The 15,975-nt window shown below is 67.8% G+C and carries 11 protein-coding genes and 1 tRNA gene; 2 read left to right on the plus strand and 10 right to left on the minus strand.

The window, feature by feature from the left end:
• Window positions 1-34: 34 nt before the first annotated feature.
• From HZZ00_RS33505 to HZZ00_RS33550, 10 genes are all read right to left on the minus strand, one after another.
• Window positions 35-3,934 carry a DNA-directed RNA polymerase subunit beta' gene (locus HZZ00_RS33505; protein ID WP_070026329.1) on the minus strand — a complete coding sequence of 1,300 codons (3,900 nt, stop codon included), beginning with the start codon at window positions 3,932-3,934 and terminating at the stop codon, window positions 35-37.
• 97 nt (window positions 3,935-4,031) lie between these two features.
• Window positions 4,032-7,517, minus strand: a complete 3,486-nt coding sequence (rpoB, locus tag HZZ00_RS33510; protein ID WP_070026330.1) for a DNA-directed RNA polymerase subunit beta — start codon at window positions 7,515-7,517, stop codon at window positions 4,032-4,034.
• A 567-nt stretch (window positions 7,518-8,084) separates the two neighbouring features.
• Complete coding sequence (rplL, locus tag HZZ00_RS33515) at window positions 8,085-8,474, minus strand: 50S ribosomal protein L7/L12 (protein ID WP_180329843.1); 390 nt, start codon at window positions 8,472-8,474, stop codon at window positions 8,085-8,087.
• Between the two features lie 111 nt (window positions 8,475-8,585).
• A complete protein-coding gene (gene rplJ / locus HZZ00_RS33520; RefSeq protein WP_070026331.1) occupies window positions 8,586-9,116 on the minus strand; it encodes a 50S ribosomal protein L10 in 531 nt (176 codons plus the stop codon).
• A gap of 289 nt (window positions 9,117-9,405) precedes the next feature.
• Window positions 9,406-10,299 carry a hypothetical protein gene (locus HZZ00_RS33525; RefSeq protein ID WP_180329844.1) on the minus strand — a complete coding sequence of 298 codons (894 nt, stop codon included), beginning with the start codon at window positions 10,297-10,299 and terminating at the stop codon, window positions 9,406-9,408.
• Window positions 10,300-10,468: 169 nt separating this feature from the next.
• On the minus strand, window positions 10,469-11,194 hold the full coding sequence (gene rplA, locus HZZ00_RS33530) for a 50S ribosomal protein L1 (protein WP_070026333.1): 726 nt from the start codon (window positions 11,192-11,194) through the stop codon (window positions 10,469-10,471).
• A gap of 100 nt (window positions 11,195-11,294) precedes the next feature.
• Window positions 11,295-11,729, minus strand: a complete 435-nt coding sequence (gene rplK / locus HZZ00_RS33535) for a 50S ribosomal protein L11 (RefSeq protein ID WP_030747472.1) — start codon at window positions 11,727-11,729, stop codon at window positions 11,295-11,297.
• A gap of 168 nt (window positions 11,730-11,897) precedes the next feature.
• A complete protein-coding gene (nusG, locus tag HZZ00_RS33540) occupies window positions 11,898-12,773 on the minus strand; it encodes a transcription termination/antitermination protein NusG (protein ID WP_070026334.1) in 876 nt (291 codons plus the stop codon).
• 80 nt (window positions 12,774-12,853) lie between these two features.
• Entirely contained in the window at window positions 12,854-13,138 is a 285-nt protein-coding gene (gene secE / locus HZZ00_RS33545) for a preprotein translocase subunit SecE (RefSeq protein ID WP_180329845.1), read from the minus strand.
• 106 nt (window positions 13,139-13,244) lie between these two features.
• A tRNA-Trp gene (locus HZZ00_RS33550) sits at window positions 13,245-13,317 on the minus strand.
• Window positions 13,318-13,578: 261 nt separating this feature from the next.
• Here HZZ00_RS33550 and HZZ00_RS33555 point away from each other — a divergent pair.
• Window positions 13,579-14,805 carry a pyridoxal phosphate-dependent aminotransferase gene (locus HZZ00_RS33555; RefSeq protein WP_180329846.1) on the plus strand — a complete coding sequence of 409 codons (1,227 nt, stop codon included), beginning with the start codon at window positions 13,579-13,581 and terminating at the stop codon, window positions 14,803-14,805.
• Window positions 14,806-14,934: 129 nt separating this feature from the next.
• A complete protein-coding gene (locus HZZ00_RS33560) occupies window positions 14,935-15,975 on the plus strand; it encodes an adenosine deaminase (protein ID WP_180329847.1) in 1,041 nt (346 codons plus the stop codon).

Consider the following 15,975-nt stretch of genomic DNA (forward strand, 5'->3'; position numbering starts at 1 on the left):
CCCGAGGGGAGTGGCCGCCCTTCAGACTGCCCGCTTACTGGTTGTACGGACCGTAGTCGTAGTCCTCCAGCGGAACGGCCTGGCCGGAGCCGGTGCCGAACGGCGAGTAGTCGATGTCGTCGTAGCCGACGGCCGAGTACATCGCGGCCTTGGCCTCCTCGGTCGGCTCGACCCGGATGTTGCGGTAGCGGGACAGACCCGTACCGGCCGGGATGAGCTTACCGATGATGACGTTCTCCTTGAGGCCGATGAGGCTGTCGGACTTGGCGTTGATCGCCGCGTCCGTCAGGACTCGGGTCGTCTCCTGGAAGGAGGCGGCCGACAGCCAGGACTCCGTCGCCAGCGAGGCCTTGGTGATACCCATCAGCTGCGGACGACCGGAGGCCGGGTGACCGCCCTCCTGGACCACACGACGGTTCTCGGTCTCGAACTTCGAGCGCTCGACCAGCTCGCCGGGCAGCAGCTCCGCGTCGCCCGACTCGATGATCGTCACACGGCGCAGCATCTGCCGGATGATGATCTCGATGTGCTTGTCGTGGATCGACACACCCTGCGAGTTGTAGACCTTCTGGACCTCGCCGACCAGGTGGACCTGGACGGCACGCTGACCCAGGATGCGCAGCACGTCGTGCGGGTTGGTGGCACCCACGGTGAGCTGCTGGCCCACCTCGACGTGCTCGCCCTCGCGGACCAGGACCTTGGCGCGCTTGGAGATCGGGTACGCCGTCTCGTCGCTGCCGTCGTCCGGGGTGACGATGATCTTCTTCGTCTTCTCGGTCTCCTCGATCCGCACGCGGCCGGAGGCCTCGGAGATCGGGGCGACACCCTTCGGGGTACGGGCCTCGAAGAGCTCGACGACACGCGGCAGACCCTGGGTGATGTCGTCACCGGCCACACCACCGGTGTGGAAGGTACGCATCGTCAGCTGGGTACCGGGCTCACCGATGGACTGGGCGGCGATGATGCCGACCGCCTCACCGATGTCGACCAGCTTGCCGGTGGCCAGCGAGCGGCCGTAGCACATCGCGCAGGTGCCGACGGCGGACTCGCAGGTCAGGACCGAGCGGGTCTTGACCGTCTCCACACCGTGCTTGACCAGTTCCTCGATGAGGACGTCGCCGAGGTCGGTGCCGGCCGGGGCCAGGACCTTGCCGTCGACCACGATGTCCTCGGCGAGGCAGCGCGCGTACACGGACGTCTCGACGTTGCCCGTCTTGCGCAGGACACCGTCCTCGCCGCGCTCGGCGATCGCCAGCTTGAGGCCGCGCTCGGTGCCGCAGTCCTCCTCGCGGATGATGACGTCCTGCGAGACGTCCACCAGACGACGGGTGAGGTAACCCGAGTCGGCGGTACGCAGAGCGGTGTCCGCCAGACCCTTACGGGCACCGTGGGTGGAGATGAAGTACTCCAGCACGGACAGGCCCTCACGGAACGAGGCCTTGATCGGACGCGGGATGGTCTCGTTCTTCGCGTTCGACACCAGACCACGCATACCGGCGATCTGCCGCATCTGCATCATGTTTCCTCGGGCACCCGAGTCAACCATCATGAAGATGGGGTTGGTCTTGGGGAAGTTCTCGTTCATCGCCTCGGCGACCTCGTTGGTCGCCTTGGTCCAGATCGCGATGAGCTCCTGAGTGCGCTCTTCCTTGGTGATCAGACCGCGCTCGTACTGCTTCTGGACCTTCTCGTCCTGCGCCTCGTAGCCCTTGACGATCTCCTTCTTCGCCTCGGGAACGACGACGTCGGAGATGGCCACGGTGACACCGGAACGGGTCGCCCAGTAGAAGCCGGCCGCCTTCAGGTTGTCGAGCGTCGCCGCCACGATGACCTTGGGGTAGCGCTCGGCCAGGTCGTTGACGATCTCGGAGAGCTGCTTCTTGCCCACCGAGTAGTCGACGAACGGGTAGTCCTCGGGCAGCAGCTCGTTGAAGAGCGCGCGGCCCAGGGTGGTGGTCAGCCGGAAGCTGTCACCCTGCTGCCACTCGGGCTCGCCCTCCTCACGGGCCGGCGGCGTCCAGCCACGCGGCGGGATGGTGCCCACCGGGAAGCGGATGTCGACCCGCGACTGGAGCGACAGCTCGCCCGCGTCGAACGCCATGGTCGCCTCGGCCGTGGAGCCGAACGCGCGGCCCTCGCCCTTGACGTCGCGCAGCTCGCCGTCCGTGGTGAGGAAGAACAGACCGAGGACCATGTCCTGGGTCGGCATCGTCACCGGGCGGCCGTCGGCCGGCTTGAGGATGTTGTTCGAGGACAGCATCAGGATGCGGGCCTCGGCCTGCGCCTCCGCGGACAGCGGCAGGTGCACGGCCATCTGGTCACCGTCGAAGTCCGCGTTGAACGCGGTGCAGACGAGCGGGTGGATCTGGATGGCCTTGCCCTCGACCAGCTGCGGCTCGAAGGCCTGGATGCCGAGGCGGTGCAGGGTGGGCGCACGGTTCAGCAGCACCGGGTGCTCGGCGATGACCTCTTCGAGGACGTCGTACACGACGGTGCGGCCGCGCTCGACCATGCGCTTGGCCGACTTGATGTTCTGCGCGTGGTTCAGGTCGACCAGGCGCTTCATCACGAACGGCTTGAACAGCTCCAGCGCCATCGCCTTGGGCAGACCGCACTGGTGCAGCTTGAGCTGCGGGCCGACGACGATGACGGAACGCGCCGAGTAGTCGACACGCTTGCCGAGCAGGTTCTGACGGAAACGGCCCTGCTTGCCCTTCAGCATGTCGCTGAGGGACTTCAGCGGACGGTTGCCGGGGCCCGTGACCGGGCGGCCGCGGCGGCCGTTGTCGAAGAGGGCGTCGACCGCCTCCTGGAGCATGCGCTTCTCGTTGTTCACGATGATCTCGGGCGCGCCGAGGTCGAGAAGCCGCTTCAGGCGGTTGTTGCGGTTGATGACACGTCGGTACAGGTCGTTCAGGTCGGAGGTCGCGAAGCGGCCACCGTCCAGCTGCACCATCGGACGCAGGTCCGGCGGGATGACCGGGACGCAGTCCAGGACCATGCCCTTGGGGCTGTTGGAGGTCTGCAGGAACGCGGAGACGACCTTGAGCCGCTTGAGGGCACGGGTCTTCTTCTGGCCCTTGCCGGTGCGGATGATCTCGCGGAGCTTCTCGGCCTCCTCCTCGAGGTCGAAGGACTCCAGGCGCTTCTGCAGCGCCGCGGCACCCATCGAGCCGTCGAAGTACGTGCCGAAGCGGTCACGCAGCTCGCGGTAGAGCAGCTCGTCGCCCTCCAGGTCCTGGACCTTGAGGTTCTTGAACCGGTTCCACACCTCGTCGAGGCGGTCGATCTCGCGCTGCGCGCGGTCGCGCAGCTGCTTCATCTCGCGCTCGGCGCCCTCGCGCACCTTGCGGCGCACGTCCGCCTTGGCGCCCTCGGCCTCCAGCTCGGCCAGGTCGGACTCGAGCTTCTTGGCGCGGGCCTCCAGGTCGGAGTCGCGGCGGTTCTCGATCTGCTGGCGCTCGACCGAGACGTGCGCCTCCAGGGAGGGCAGGTCGCGGGTGCGGCGCTCCTCGTCGACGTACGTGATCATGTACGCCGCGAAGTAGATGACCTTCTCCAGGTCCTTCGGGGCGAGGTCCAGCAGGTAGCCCAGTCGGGACGGGACGCCCTTGAAGTACCAGATGTGGGTGACGGGCGCGGCGAGCTCGATGTGGCCCATCCGCTCACGACGCACCTTGGCGCGCGTGACCTCGACGCCACAACGCTCGCAGATGATGCCCTTGAAGCGGACGCGCTTGTACTTGCCGCAGTAGCACTCCCAGTCCCGGGTGGGGCCGAAGATCTTCTCGCAGAAGAGTCCGTCCTTCTCGGGCTTGAGGGTGCGGTAGTTGATGGTCTCGGGCTTCTTGACCTCGCCGTGGCTCCACTGCCGAATGTCGTCAGCGGTGGCCAGGCCGATCCGGAGCTCGTCGAAGAAGTTGACGTCGAGCACTATGCGTCAATCCCTCTCAGGGTCGTAAGTCTGTGGTCTGAAACGGGGGCCTGGGGGTCGGCGGGGCCCTGTGGGTGAGGGCCCCGCCGGACTCCCGTCAGACCTCTTCGACGCTGCTCGGCTCGCGCCGGGACAGGTCGATGCCGAGCTCCTCCGCAGCGCGGAAGACGTCCTCGTCGGTGTCACGCATCTCGATGGACATACCGTCGCTGGACAGCACCTCCACGTTCAGGCAGAGCGACTGCATCTCCTTGATGAGCACCTTGAAGGACTCGGGGATGCCGGGCTCGGGGATGTTCTCGCCCTTGACGATGGCCTCGTAGACCTTCACGCGGCCGGTGACGTCGTCGGACTTGATGGTCAGCAGCTCCTGGAGGGCGTACGCGGCGCCGTAGGCCTCAAGGGCCCACACCTCCATCTCACCGAAGCGCTGGCCACCGAACTGCGCCTTACCACCCAGCGGCTGCTGGGTGATCATCGAGTACGGGCCGGTCGAACGGGCGTGCAGCTTGTCGTCGACCAGGTGGTGCAGCTTCAGGATGTACATGTAGCCGACCGAGATCGGGTCCGGGAACGGCTCACCGGAGCGGCCGTCGAACAGCCGCGCCTTGCCGGACGGGAGCACCATGCGCTCGCCGTCGCGGTTCGGGATGGTGTGCTGCAGCAGACCCGCCAGCTCGTCCTCACGGGCACCGTCGAAGACCGGGGTGGCGACGTTGGTGCGCGGGGCGACCTTGTCGGCACCGATGGCCTGGAGGCGCTTGGCCCACTCGTCGGCGAGGCCGGAGACGTCCCAGCCGCGGCTGGCGAGCCAGCCGAGGTGGATCTCCAGGACCTGTCCCGGGTTCATTCGGGACGGCACACCCAGCGGGTTGAGGATGATGTCGACCGGGGTGCCGTCCTCCAGGAACGGCATGTCCTCGATCGGCAGGATCTTGGAGATGACACCCTTGTTGCCGTGGCGGCCGGCGAGCTTGTCACCGTCGGTGATCTTGCGCTTCTGCGCGACGTAGACGCGGACCAGCTGGTTCACGCCCGGCGGCAGCTCGTCGCCCTCCTCGCGGTCGAAGACGCGCACGCCGATGACCTTGCCGGTCTCGCCGTGCGGCACCTTCAGCGAGGTGTCGCGGACCTCACGGGCCTTCTCACCGAAGATCGCGCGCAGCAGGCGCTCCTCGGGGGTCAGCTCGGTCTCGCCCTTCGGGGTGACCTTGCCGACGAGGATGTCGCCGGCGATGACCTCGGCACCGATGCGGATGATGCCGCGCTCGTCCAGGTCGGCGAGGACCTCCTCGGAGACGTTCGGGATGTCCCGGGTGATCTCCTCGGGGCCGAGCTTGGTGTCACGGGCGTCGACCTCGTGCTCCTCGATGTGGATCGAGGAGAGGACGTCGTCCTGCACGAGGCGCTGCGACAGGATGATCGCGTCCTCGTAGTTGTGACCCTCCCACGGCATGAACGCCACGAGCAGGTTCTTGCCGAGGGCCATCTCGCCGTTCTCGGTGGCCGGACCGTCGGCGAGGACCTGGCCCTCGACGACCCGGTCGCCCTCGTCGACGATGACCTTCTGGTTGACCGAGGTGCCCTGGTTGGAGCGGGAGAACTTGTGCAGGCGGTACGTGATGTACGTGCCGTCGTCGTTGGCCGTGGTGATGTAGTCCGCGGAGACCTCCTGGACCACACCCGCCTTCTCGGCCTTGACGACGTCGCCGGCGTCGACGGCGGAGCGGTACTCCATGCCGGTGCCGACGAGCGGGGCCTCCGACTTGATGAGCGGAACGGCCTGGCGCATCATGTTCGCGCCCATGAGGGCACGGTTGGCGTCGTCGTGCTCCAGGAAGGGGATCATGGCGGTCGCGACCGACACCATCTGGCGCGGCGAGACGTCCATGTAGTCCACGTCCTCGGGGCCGACGTAGTCGACCTCGCCGCCACGGCGGCGGACCAGCACGCGGGCCTCGGCGAAGCGAAGCTCGTCCGTCAGCGGGGCGTTGGCCTGCGCGATGACGAAGCGGTCCTCCTCGTCGGCGGTCAGGTAGTCGACGTCGTCGGTGACCTGGCCGTCGATGACCTTGCGGTACGGGGTCTCGACGAAACCGAACGCGTTGACCCGGCCGTAGGAGGCGAGCGAGCCGATCAGACCGATGTTCGGGCCTTCGGGCGTCTCGATCGGGCACATGCGGCCGTAGTGCGAGGGGTGCACGTCGCGGACCTCGAAGCCGGCCCGCTCACGGGACAGACCACCGGGGCCGAGCGCCGAGAGACGACGCTTGTGGGTCAGACCAGACAGGGGGTTGTTCTGGTCCATGAACTGCGACAGCTGGCTGGTGCCGAAGAACTCCTTGATGGAGGCGACGACCGGCCGGATGTTGATCAGGGTCTGCGGCGTGATCGCCTCGACGTCCTGGGTCGTCATGCGCTCGCGCACGACGCGCTCCATCCGGGCCAGACCCGTGCGGACCTGGTTCTGGATGAGCTCGCCGACGCTGCGCAGACGGCGGTTGCCGAAGTGGTCGATGTCGTCGGTCTCGACGACGATCGTCTCGCCGTTGTCACCCGTGGTCTCGGTCTCGCCGGCGTGCAGCTGCACCAGGTACTTGATCGTCGAGATGATGTCCTCGACGGTCAGGATGCCGGCGTCCAGCGGGGCGTCGGCGCCCAGCTTCTTGTTGACCTTGTAGCGGCCGACCTTGGCGAGGTCGTAGCGCTTCGGGTTGAAGTAGAGGTTCTCCAGGAGCGTCTGCGCGGCCTCGCGCGTGGGGGGCTCGCCCGGACGCAGCTTGCGGTAGATGTCCAGCAGCGCGTCGTCCTGGCCCTGGGTGTGGTCCTTCTCCAGGGTGGCGCGCATCGACTCGTAGTCGCCGAACTCCTCGAGGATCTGCTCGGTGGTCCAGCCGAGCGCCTTCAGCAGGACGGTGACCGACTGCTTGCGCTTGCGGTCGATGCGCACACCGACCATGTCGCGCTTGTCGATCTCCATCTCCAGCCAGGCACCCCGGGAGGGGATGATCTTGGCGGAGAAGATGTCCTTGTCGGACGTCTTGTCGATGGAGGAGTCGAAGTAGACACCGGGGGAACGGACCAGCTGAGACACCACGACACGCTCGGTGCCGTTGATGACGAAGGTGCCCTTGTTCGTCATGAGCGGGAAGTCGCCCATGAAGACCGTCTGGGACTTGATCTCACCGGTCTCGTTGTTGGTGAACTCGGCGGTGACGAAGAGCGGGGCGGCGTACGTGAAGTCGCGCTCCTTGCACTCGTCGATGGAGTTCTTCGGCGGCTCGAAGCGGTGGTCCCGGAACGTCAGGGACATCGACCCGGAGAAGTCCTCGATCGGGGAGATCTCCTCGAAGATCTCCTCCAGACCGGACTTGGTGGGGACGTCCTGACCGTTCTCCAGAGCCTCCTCGACCCGACTCTGCCAGGCGGTGTTGCCGAGCAGCCAGTCAAAGCTCTCGGTCTGCAGCGCGAGCAGGTTCGGAACCTCGAGAGGCTCCTTGATCTTTGCAAAGGAAATGCGCAGCGGGGCGGTGCTGGCGCCGTTGTTCGTATTCGCGGTCGAGGCGTTGCGCGAGGCGGCCAAGAGGGGGTCCTTCCGAGGGCTCGGACTCACTACGCGCGTACCGGCCCCTCCCTCAAACACAGAGGCGGAAACCCCAGCTCAAGGGGGTTCGGCCATCGGTGCTCGAGTGAGGGCAGACCCCTGGTGACGGGCAGGGGACAGCTAACAGGCAGCGCAAAGGGTCAGTGTAGCCACTTGGCACACTGATGTCCAGTGCGGGTTTGTCGAGACCCTCGCTGTGCTCACCACTCTTGTCGACGCCTTCGGCATGCTGCCCTCAACGCACGTTCATACTGCCCTCTTCGCCGCCGATCCATGCCTCGGATTCGGATCCTTGTGACGACGCGTCCTGAGAATTGCGCGCTGCGTGCGGTTCGTCAAGGGTCTCCCACCGGAACCGGGCCGTCCGGAGACACGACGAAGATCACCATACCTCTCGACACCGCGAGTGCAAGGCAACCGCGACCGGCCCTCCGGATACGCCGAAGAGCGACCACCCGGATGGATGATCGCTCTTCGGTGCGTTCGCGTTACAGCCCTGGAGGGCCGAAATCAGCGCGCGTTCGAGTCCTGCGGACCCGCGAGGTGTTACTTGACCTCGACGGAGGCGCCGGCGCCCTTGAGGGACTCGGCGGCCTTGTCGGCGGTCTCCTTGTTGACCTTCTCGAGGACCGGCTTCGGGGTGCCGTCGACGAGGTCCTTGGCCTCCTTCAGACCCAGCGAGGTCAGCTCACGCACGACCTTGATGACCTGGATCTTCTTGTCGCCGGCGCCGGTGAGGATGACGTCGAACTCGTCCTTCTCCTCGGCGGCCTCGGCGGCGGCGCCACCAGCGGCACCACCGGCGACGACGACCGGCGCGGCAGCGGCGGCGGTGACGTCGAACTTCTCCTCGAAGGCCTTCACGAACTCGGAGAGCTCGATGAGGGTCATCTCCTCGAACTGGGCAAGCAGCTCGTCCTGGGTGAGCTTCGCCATGATGGCGGTCCTTCCACTCAATCGGCAGGTGCCGGATGTACTGGGTAAGGCGGGCGTACGTCGGCCCGCTGCGACCCGCGCCGGACGGTGCGGGTCAGAAAGCGAGCCGAATTACTCGGCACCGCCCTGCTCGGCCTGCTTGGCGCGCAGCGCGTCCACGGTGCGGACGAGCTTCGACGGCAGCGCCTGGAAGAGGGAGGCAGCCTGCGACTGCTTGCCCTTCATGGCACCGGCCAGCTTGCTGAGCAGAACCTCGCGGGACTCGAGGTCCGCAAGCTTCTTGATCTCGTCGGCGGACATCGCCTTGCCGTCAAGGACACCGCCCTTGATGACGAGATTCGGGTTGTCCTTGGCGAAGTCACGGAGACCCTTCGCCGACTCCACCGGGTCACCGGTGACGAAGGCGACGGCCGTCGGACCAGCGAAGAGCTGGTCGTCCAGCGTGATCCCGGCCTCGTTGGCCGCAATCTTGGTCAGCGTGTTCTTCACCACGGCGTACTGGGCGTTCTCACCGAGCGACCGGCGCAGCGTCTTGAGCTGCGCCACGGTGAGACCGCGGTACTCGGTCAGCACGGCGGCGTTGGAGCTGCGGAACTTGTCCGTCAGCTCCGCAACCGCGGCAGCCTTGTCGGGCCTCGCCATAGAGCCTCGGCCTCCTTCCGGGTGATTCGGACCGCGCGGACCCGAAGGAGGACTGGGGAAAACGAAACGCCCCGGCGCAGGCGCACGGGGCGGACTCGACCGGTCGCACACGCGCTGGACGCGCACTCCGGGAGTACTTCCACAGTCACCTGCGCGGGTCGCCCACTTTTCAGCGGATCCTTCGGCCACCGCACCCTTAAAGCGCGCGGCAACGACCAGCGGTCTTTGGCTTCGGGAATGAGCGTACGGGACCGGGGCGCCGCGGAGCAAATCGGGCCCCGGCCGGGCGTCAGGAGAGCATGCCGGAGCCGCCGGACTTCATCAGGTCGGCGAAGTTCTCGGTGTCGGCGGCCGGCGGCGCCACGGGGCTGACCTTCACGCCGTAGTCGCTGTAGTACGTGGTGTTGGTCATGACGCCGTTGGCCGTGTCGGCCCGCTCGGACTTCTTGACCAGCAGGTTCTGGTCGCTGATCCAGACGTCGAGGGTCTCGGTGGTGACGCCGTTCGCCTGGAGCTGCTTCTTGAGGGCGGCCAGCCGGTCAGCGCTCAGGCCGCCGGTCCTGCGGGCGAGGTCGGCGATGTCCAGGGTGCCGGCGTAGTGCGTGGCCCGGACCCCGGAGACGGTCTCGGCGCCGACCTTGTGCACGTCGTGGGAGGCGAGCAGCGCCTGCACGGCCTGGTTCGGCGTGGTGGAGCGCGCCTGCTGCTGGAGGTTGGGCATGGTCCCACCGGTGATCTTGGTGAGGTCGTCGTAGCTGTAGCGGACCCAGTGCTTGCCGGTCGTCCGGGCGAACTTGTCGCTCATCTTCCCGTAAGCGGCGTCCGGCAGGTACCGGGCCTGCGAGGACGTGTTGCCCGCCTTGCGCAGCGCGTCGCCCAGCTTGCCGCCCGTGTAGGTCAGCGTGAGGTCGCCCTTGAGGCCGCCGGCCCAGGACACCTCGCCGTTCGCGGTGAGCGACATGAGGTCGCCCAGGGAGGTGCTGGAGCGCACCTTGGCCGACTCGGCCTTGTCGGTGTTCTGCTCGACGGTGCGCAGCACGGCGGCGACCGGACTGGCGTGGATCGCCGTGCCGCCCCCCGCGGCGCCCTTCCCGGAGCCCGAGGAGCCGCACGCGGCCACCCCGGTCAGCGCCGCCGCCACGGCCACGGAAAGGGTCACCCGGCGTACGGTCGTGCTCTTCATTCGCGTCCTCCCCCTGTGAATGGTCTGTCCGCAGCCTAGACCCGGCCCCCGACAGTCGTACGACGATCAGCTCGTACACGAAGAAGGACGGGCCCCGCACCTCGAAAGGTTGCGGGGCCCGCCCTTCAGTCACGCGTACCGGACGCGGCTACCGGGGTGAGCGGGAGGCTCAGACGGCGGCCGGGTCCTCCTCGACGAGGAGGTTGCGGGTGCGGTTCGGGTCGACCTGGATGCCGGGGCCCATCGTGGTGGTGATGGCGGCCTTCTTGATGTAGCGACCCTTGGCGGCGGACGGCTTCAGACGGAGGATCTCCTCCAGCGCGGCGCCGTAGTTCTCCACCAGCTTGGTGTCGTCGAAGGACACCTTGCCGATGATGAAGTGCAGGTTCGAGTGCTTGTCGACGCGGAACTCGATCTTGCCGCCCTTGATGTCGGTGACGGCCTTGGCGACGTCGGGGGTGACGGTGCCGGTCTTCGGGTTCGGCATCAGACCACGGGGGCCGAGGACGCGGCCGAGGCGGCCGACCTTGCCCATGAGGTCCGGGGTGGCGACGACGGCGTCGAAGTCCAGGCGGCCCTTCGAGACCTCGTCGATCAGCTCGTCGGCACCGACGATGTCGGCGCCCGCGGCACGTGCGGCCTCGGCACGGTCACCGGTCGCGAAGACCAGGACCCGGGCGGTCTTACCGGTGCCGTGCGGAAGGTTCACGGTGCCACGGACCATCTGGTCGGCCTTGCGCGGGTCGACACCCAGGCGGAAGGCGACCTCGACGGTGCCGTCGAACTTGGTCGTGGAGGTCTCCTTGGCGAGACGGACGGCCTCGAGCGGGGCGTACAGCTTCTCCCGGTCGATCTTGGCGTCCGCAGCGCGGAGAGCCTTGCTGCGCTTGCTCACAACTTGCTCCTGTGTGTTCTGAAAGGAGTCGTGGTCCCTGGGCCGAGCAGGCCCTGCCACGTGCGACCGGTCACGGCCGCATTACCTGCTGGTGGTGGGGTCAGCCCTCGACCGTGACGCCCATGGAGCGCGCGGTGCCGGCGATGATCTTCGCCGCGGCGTCCAGGTCGTTCGCGTTCAGGTCGGGCATCTTGGTCTGGGCGATCTCGCGGACCTGCGCCTCGGTGATCTTGGCGACCTTGGTCTTGTGCGGCTCGCCGGAGCCCTTCTCCACACCCGCGGCCTTGAGGATCATCTTGGCGGCCGGCGGCGTCTTGGTGACGAAGGTGAAGGAGCGGTCCTCGTAGACCGTGATCTCCACGGGGATGACCCAGCCACGCTGCGACTCGGTCGCGGCGTTGTAGGCCTTGCAGAACTCCATGATGTTGACGCCGTGCTGACCCAGCGCCGGGCCGACCGGCGGAGCCGGGTTGGCGGCACCGGCCTGGATCTGGAGCTTGATGAGCCCCGTGACCTTCTTCTTCTTGGGAGGCATAGCTCTCCGGGTCCTTTCGATTCGGGTCCTGCCCGCTCCCGGGGACCACCCGGATGCAGGCATACCGCACAACGATAACGGGTATAGATGCGCGGCCAAAAACCGAGCAGGTCAGACGGGCTGTGACAGCCCGTCTGACCTGGCCGGAAGCGATAGGTCCAGAAAGAACTAGTTCTTCTGGATCTGGTCGAAGGAAAGCTCGACCGGGGTCTCGCGGCCGAAGATCTCCACCAGGCCCTTGACCTTCTTGGAGTCGGCGTTGATCTCGTTGATGGTCGCCTGGAGGGTGGCGAACGGGCCGTCGGTGACGGTGACCGAGTCGCCGACCTCGAAGTCCAGCACCTGGACCTCGACCTTGCGCTGCGGGGCGGGCTTGCCCTCGGCCTCGGCGGCCTCGCGGGCGGCCTTCTCCTCGGCCTCCGGGGCGAGCATCTTGACGATCTCGTCCAGGGTCAGCGGGTACGGGTCGTAGGCGTTGCCGACGAAGCCGGTGACGCCCGGGGTGTTGCGGACGACGCCCCAGGACTCGTTCGTCAGGTCCATGCGGACCAGGACGTAACCGGGCAGCTTGTTCTGCTTGATCGTCTTGCGGTCGCCGTTCTTGATCTGGACGACCTCTTCCTGCGGCACCTCGGCCTGGAAGATGTAGTCCTCGACGTTCAGCGAGACGGCGCGCTGCTCCAGGTTGGTCTTCACGCGGTTCTCGTAGCCGGCGTAGGTGTGGATGACGTACCACTCGCCGGGCAGGGTGCGCAGTTCCTCACGCAGGGCCTGGACCGGGTCGACCGGAGCCGCGGGCTCCTCCTCGGCGGCCTCGGCGGCGGCGTCCTCGCCGTCCTCCTCGGCTTCCTCGTCCTCGTCCGCGTCGTCCGCGTCCTCGGTGTGCAGCGCGGCCTCCTCGGCCGGCTCGCCCGCCTCGGCCTCGGCAGCCTCGAACTCGTCCTGCTCGTCCGCGCCCTCGACGATGTCGAGCTCGTCGTCCACCATCTCGGCAGCGTTCCCGCGAGACTCGGTGGCGTCGTCGTTCAGGTTCGGGTCAGACACGATGGCTGCTTCTTCCTGGTTACATAGGGGTGGAACATGCGAAAAGGGGCGCCGGTGCCACGGCGCCCTTCGCTCTTGGCTCAGCCGAAGACGTACTTGGCGGCGTGGTTGAGCCCATAGTCAATCACGGTCACCAGCGCGATCATGATGGCGACGAAGAAGATCACCACGGTGGTGTACGACGTCAGCTGGTTCCGCGTCGGCCAGACGACCTTGCGGAGCTCCGCGACGATCTGGCGGTAGAAGGTGGCCAGGCGCTTCAGCGGGCCCTTCTTGGCGCGCTTGCCGCCCTTGCGGGCCTTCCTGGACTCGGGCACTTCGTCCCGGGCATCAGGCGTGTCGATGGAGCCCACGGCGTCCGTCATAGTCCTCACCTGATCCCGGGTCGTGGCCGTGCCGCGCCCGGTTTCTGAGCCGCACGGCGGTGCATTGCTGTACGTACATGCGCACACATCCTGGCGGTGTGTGTAGCAGGGCCGGAGGGACTTGAACCCCCAACCGCCGGTTTTGGAGACCGGTGCTCTACCAATTGAGCTACGACCCTTTGTGTGTCCCCAACGTACCGCATCCGGCCAGGTGCTCGGTGTGCACCGACCGTGGCGGTGGCCGCTGGAGGCCAACGAGGTGAGAGTGTACGTGGTCCGGCGCCCGGCGTCGAACAGAAAGTGGCCGTCCGGGGTCACCGGACCGAAGATCGTCCAGGCCGGGGGCCGGATTCGGATCCCTGTTCATGCCTCGACCCCTCGATGTTCAGTCTGTGAAACCCGTGTGCCCCGGACATTTCCGGTCTGGAACCATGGGCTCCATGAGCGCTGCAACCCCTCCCACCGAGCGCCGGGTCTCCGCCCGAGTCGGCGCGATCTCCGAGTCCGCCACCCTCGCCGTGGACGCCAAGGCCAAGGCCCTGAAGGCCGCCGGGCGACCGGTGATCGGCTTCGGCGCCGGTGAGCCCGACTTCCCCACCCCGGACTACATCGTCGAGGCCGCGATCGAGGCCTGCAAGAACCCGAAGTTCCACCGGTACACGCCGGCCGGCGGCCTGCCCGAGCTGAAGGCCGCGATCGCCGCGAAGACGCTGCGCGACTCCGGCTGGGAGCCCGACGTCTCCCAGATCCTGGTCACCAACGGCGGCAAGCAGGCCATCTACGAGGCGTTCGCCGCGATCCTCGACCCGGGCGACGAGGTCATCGTCCCGGCGCCGTACTGGACCACCTACCCGGAGTCGATCCGCCTCGCGGGCGGTGTCCCGGTGGAGGTCGTGGCCGACGAGACCACCGGCTACCGGGTCTCCGTCGAGCAGCTGGAGGCGGCGCGCACGGACAAGACGAAGGTCGTCCTGTTCGTCTCCCCGTCCAACCCGACCGGCGCGGTGTACTCCGAGGCCGAGACCGAGGCGATCGGCCGCTGGGCGCTGGAGCACGGCCTGTGGGTGCTGACCGACGAGATCTACGAGCACCTGGTCTACGGCGACGCGGTCTCCGTCTCGCTGCCGGCGCTGCTGCCCGAGCTGCGCGACAAGTGCGTCGTGGTCAACGGCGTGGCGAAGACGTACGCCATGACCGGCTGGCGCGTGGGCTGGGTGATCGGCCCCAAGGACGTCGTCAAGGCCGCGACCAACCTCCAGTCGCACGCCACCTCGAACGTCTCCAACGTGGCCCAGGCCGCCGCGCTGGCCGCCGTCTCCGGTGACCTGGAGGCCGTGGCGAAGATGCGGGAGGCCTTCGACCGGCGCCGCCGGACCATCGTGCGGATGCTCAACGAGATCGACGGCGTGTTCTGCCCGGAGCCCGAGGGCGCCTTCTACGCCTACCCGTCGGTCAAGGCGCTGATCGGCAAGGAGATCCGCGGCAAGCGCCCGCAGGACACGGTCGAGCTGGCCGCGCTGATCCTGGAGGAGGCCGAGGTCGCGGTCGTCCCGGGTGAGGCCTTCGGCACGCCGGGCTACCTGCGGCTTTCGTACGCGCTCGGTGACGAGGACCTGGTGGAGGGCGTGAGCCGGATCCAGAAGCTGCTGGCGGAGGCGCGGGACTGACGTCCGCCCCACGCGCATGGAGGGCCCACCTGCGGATATCCGTAGGTGGGCCCCGTTCGTCTGTGCGAGCAAGACCTCGACCGGGGAAACGGCTACCGGGACACCGGGTGAGTGAGGCAGCATCTGGGAATGGAGCGCGTACGTGATCTCTCTGAGCTGCCGAAGGCCCATCTGCACCTGCATTTCACCGGCTCGATGCGGCCGGGCACCGTACTGGAACTGGCCGACAAGCACGGCGTACGGCTGCCCGAGACGCTGACGGAGGCGTTGACCAGCGGGGAGCCGCCGAAACTCAGGGCGACGGACGAGCGGGGCTGGTTCCGCTTCCAGCGGCTGTACGACGCGGCGCGCTCCTGTCTGCGCGAGCCGGAGGACATCCGGCGCCTGGTGCGGGAGGCCGCCCAGGAGGATCTGCGGGACGGCTCGGGCTGGCTGGAGATCCAGGTGGACCCGACGTCGTACGCGCCCCGGCTCGGCGGGCTGATCCCGACGCTGGAGATCATCCTGGACGCGGTGGAGAGCACCTCGCGGGAGACCGGGCTCGGGATGCGGGTGCTGGTCGCCGCGAACCGGATGAAGCACCCGCTGGACGCCCGCACCCTGGCCCGGCTCGCGGTGCGGTACGCGGACCGGGGCGTGGTGGGCTTCGGGCTGTCCAACGACGAACGGCGGGGCATGGCGCGGGACTTCGACCGGGCCTTCCACATCGCGCGGGAGGGCGGCCTGCTGTCGGCCCCGCACGGCGGCGAGCTGACCGGCCCGGCGTCGGTGCGGGACTGCCTGGACGATCTGCACGCGGCGCGGATCGGGCACGGGGTGCGGGCGGCCGAGGACCCGAGGCTGCTGAAGCGGCTGGCCGACCGCCAGGTGACGTGCGAGGTGTGCCCGGCGTCCAATGTGGCGCTCGGGGTGTACGAGAAGCCCGAGGACGTGCCGCTGCGCACCTTCTTCGACGCCGGTGTCCCGATGGCGCTGGGCGCCGACGACCCGCTGCTGTTCGGCTCCCGGCTGGCCGCGCAGTACGAGATCGCCCGCCATGTGCACGGCTTCTCGGATCCCGAACTGGCGGAGCTGGCCCGCCAGTCGGTGCGCGGCTCGGCCGCCCCGGCGGACGTCAAGGCGCGGCTGCTGGCGGGCGTGGACGACTGGCTGACGCGCCCGCCGGCCTGA

Source organism: Streptomyces sp. NEAU-sy36 (assembly GCF_013423905.1).
Lineage (GTDB): Bacteria > Actinomycetota > Actinomycetes > Streptomycetales > Streptomycetaceae > Streptomyces > Streptomyces misionensis.

Bases quoted from the DNA above. Each gene is read 5' to 3' on its own strand.
- rplL (WP_180329843.1), bottom strand. From the start codon at position 8,474: ATGGCGAAGCTCACCCAGGACGAGCTGCTTGCCCAGTTCGAGGAGATG.
- rplJ (WP_070026331.1), bottom strand. From the start codon at position 9,116: ATGGCGAGGCCCGACAAGGCTGCCGCGGTTGCGGAGCTGACGGACAAG.
- HZZ00_RS33525 (WP_180329844.1), bottom strand. From the start codon at position 10,299: ATGAAGAGCACGACCGTACGCCGGGTGACCCTTTCCGTGGCCGTGGCG.
- rplK (WP_030747472.1), bottom strand. From the start codon at position 11,729: ATGCCTCCCAAGAAGAAGAAGGTCACGGGGCTCATCAAGCTCCAGATC.
- secE (WP_180329845.1), bottom strand. From the start codon at position 13,138: ATGACGGACGCCGTGGGCTCCATCGACACGCCTGATGCCCGGGACGAA.
- HZZ00_RS33555 (WP_180329846.1), top strand. From the start codon at position 13,579: ATGAGCGCTGCAACCCCTCCCACCGAGCGCCGGGTCTCCGCCCGAGTC.
- HZZ00_RS33560 (WP_180329847.1), top strand. From the start codon at position 14,935: ATGGAGCGCGTACGTGATCTCTCTGAGCTGCCGAAGGCCCATCTGCAC.